3 protein-coding genes are annotated in these 2,345 nt (G+C 64.9%); 1 reads left to right on the top strand and 2 read right to left on the bottom strand.

The features are described from left to right. A partial coding sequence (locus AUC71_RS13905) for an outer membrane protein (protein WP_158007865.1) occupies positions 1-296 on the top strand: 296 nt, incomplete at its 5' end. On the opposite strand, the gene AUC71_RS13900 is transcribed toward AUC71_RS13905, so the two are convergent. Next, positions 293-940: a ribonuclease T2 family protein gene (locus AUC71_RS13900; RefSeq protein ID WP_158007864.1), complete on the bottom strand. Its 648-nt coding sequence runs from the start codon at positions 938-940 to the stop codon at positions 293-295. The two genes, AUC71_RS13905 and AUC71_RS13900, sit on opposite strands and share 4 nt — an antisense overlap. A 4-nt stretch (positions 941-944) precedes the next feature. Then, the gene (locus tag AUC71_RS13895) at positions 945-2,288 is read right to left on the bottom strand and encodes a M20/M25/M40 family metallo-hydrolase (protein ID WP_083238402.1); all 1,344 of its coding nucleotides are present in this window, start codon (positions 2,286-2,288) and stop codon (positions 945-947) included. Between the last annotated feature and the right edge of the window lie 57 nt (positions 2,289-2,345).

The following is a 2,345-nucleotide window of genomic DNA, read 5'->3' as shown; positions in this document are numbered from 1 at the left end:
TGCGCCTGCGTGCCGGTTATACGATCCTGCCCAACTTGCTGCTGTTCGGTACCTTTGGTGGCGCGTGGGCCGACGCGGACCTGCCCATCAGCGGTCCGGGCGGCGCGTTCCGCGAGACCACGTTCTTTGGCTGGAGCGCGCGCCGGCGCGAGTTTGCCTTCGACGAGAACTGGAGCGCGCGCCTCGACTATCAGTTCACCGATTTCGACTCGGAGACGATCTCCTATCCCGGCGGCCAGACGACATACGATCCGGATTCGAATACGTTCCGCGGCTCGGTGATCTATCGCTTCTAAGGCACCGGTACGTTGATCGTGTCGGCGCGGCAAAGCCGCCGCTGATCTTCGTTAGGGCCGCATTTGCGCGGACGAAGATCGCGGTCGAAGCAGACACGGATATCGAGCAAAGCATCGCGGCGGCATGTCACCGCGATCATATCGGCGGACAGCCAAGGATTGGCGGCGAGGAACTCACGTTCCACGCCGGCGGGCGACAGGTCACGCCGTCGTTCCGGATCCGAGAACTCGGGCGGCAGGCTAACCTTGTCGTACAGTGCGCGGGCCGCGTCATAATACTGCTCGGGCGTGAGCCCCGCACAAGTGCCGTGGGTCGCATATTCGTGGATGATGAGGTTCTTGCTCGGCATGATGTCGCGCATTGTGTCGATCACCTCGGACGGCACCCAGGGACGCCTGCCGGCATAGCAATCCTTCGGCCAGCCTTTGTCGTATTGCGGCCACAGCCCATGCAGCACTAAGTCGTGGGGAGTCTTGGCGTCGCACTGCGTGTCGCGCCTGAGCCGCCCCTCAATGAGGCAATAGGTCGGCGACCAGCCGAGCACCAGCACGTAGTAGTCGAAGACGCCGGGACGGTCGCGGTCGAAGGCCGGTGCGACGCTCGCCGACAGCAGAACGGTCAGCAGGGCGGAAGTGACCGCCATGCGTCTAACGCCGCGCATCCTGTTCTCCGAGTGCGCCGAGAATGCGAGCCCAGCTTCGCGCGCCCTTCTCGAAGCTGCTGAGATTGTATTTCTCGTTGGGCGAATGGATGCGGTCGTCCTCCAGCGCGAAACCGACCAGGAGTGCGTCCATGCCGAGCCGGGTGCGGAACGATTCCACGATGGGGATCGACGCGCCGCAGCCGACGATGACCGGCGCCTTGCCCCACTCGGCCTCCAGCGCCTGCGCCGCGGCGCGAAAAGCGGGTGCGTTCGTGTCGAAACCAACAGCCGGCGAGCCGCCTTCGCCGCCATAGGCGACGTCGACATCCGGCGGGGAGCGCTCGGCGACAAAGCGATGAAGACCGTCGATGATCTTGGCCGGATCTTGGTCGGGCACCAGACGGAAGGAGAGCTTGGCCGAGGCTTGCGAGGGGATTACCGTTTTGGTGCCGGGGCCGGTATAGCCGCCGACTATGCCGTTCACCTCGACGGTCGGGCGCGACCAGAGCTGTTCGAGTACACTTCGGTCCGTTTCGCCCGCAGGCACGCTCAGGCCGATCTCGCCGAGAAATTTGTCCGTCTCGAACCCGAGTGCGCGCCAGGCCTCGCGTTGCTCAGACGACGGTTCTCGCACGGCGTCATAGAAACCGGGAATGGCGATACGTCCCGTCTCGTCGTGAAGGTCGGCGATCAGCTGGCAGAGAACGCGGATCGGGTTTTGGGCCGGGCCGCCGTAAATGCCGGAGTGCAGATCGCGCGAAGGTCCGGTGAGCGTGACCTCCGAGAAGGCAAGACCGCGCAGGAAGGCGGTGATGGCCGGCGTTTGGGCATCCCATTGGCCGGTGTCGCAGACGAGCGCGATGTCGGCTTTCAATGCATCGCCATGGGTCCCCAGGAACGGCGCGAGGCTTGGGCTTCCCGACTCTTCCTCGCCCTCGAGCAGCACGGTGACGTCCACGGGCAGCGCGCCGTGGACTTCCATCCAGGCGCGGCATGCCTGGAAGAAAGTCATCACCTGACCTTTGTCGTCGGAGGCGCCGCGCGCCACAATGACTTGCCCGTGCTGGGCATCGTCGACGAGCTGCGCCTCGAAGGGTGAGGCCGTCCACAGCGCCAACGGATCCGGCGGTTGCACGTCATAGTGGCCATAGAAGAGAACGTGCGGGCGATTGGTGTCGGCCGGGTCGCGCCATTTGGCGAGGACCATCGGCTTGCCTTCGGTGGGTTCGACGCGCGCGCGAAGCCGATGTCGCGCAGTCGCGTCCGCACACCAGTCCGCAGCCTGAACGCAGGACTCGTGGTAGGCGGGATCCGTGGAGATGCTGGGAATGGCGAGGAACTGAAACAATCGCTCAAGGGCGGCGGTCCGTCCTTCGGCGGAGACGGTCTAGCACGTTTGAAGCGC

Source organism: Methyloceanibacter marginalis, assembly GCF_001723295.1.
Taxonomy (GTDB): Bacteria; Pseudomonadota; Alphaproteobacteria; order Rhizobiales; family Methyloligellaceae; genus Methyloceanibacter; species Methyloceanibacter marginalis.
Note: the sequence above shows the minus strand (reverse complement) of the source record. Positions and strands in the feature narration are given on the sequence as shown.

Bases quoted from the DNA above. Each gene is read 5' to 3' on its own strand.
- AUC71_RS13900 (WP_158007864.1), bottom strand. From the start codon at position 940: ATGGCGGTCACTTCCGCCCTGCTGACCGTTCTGCTGTCGGCGAGCGTC.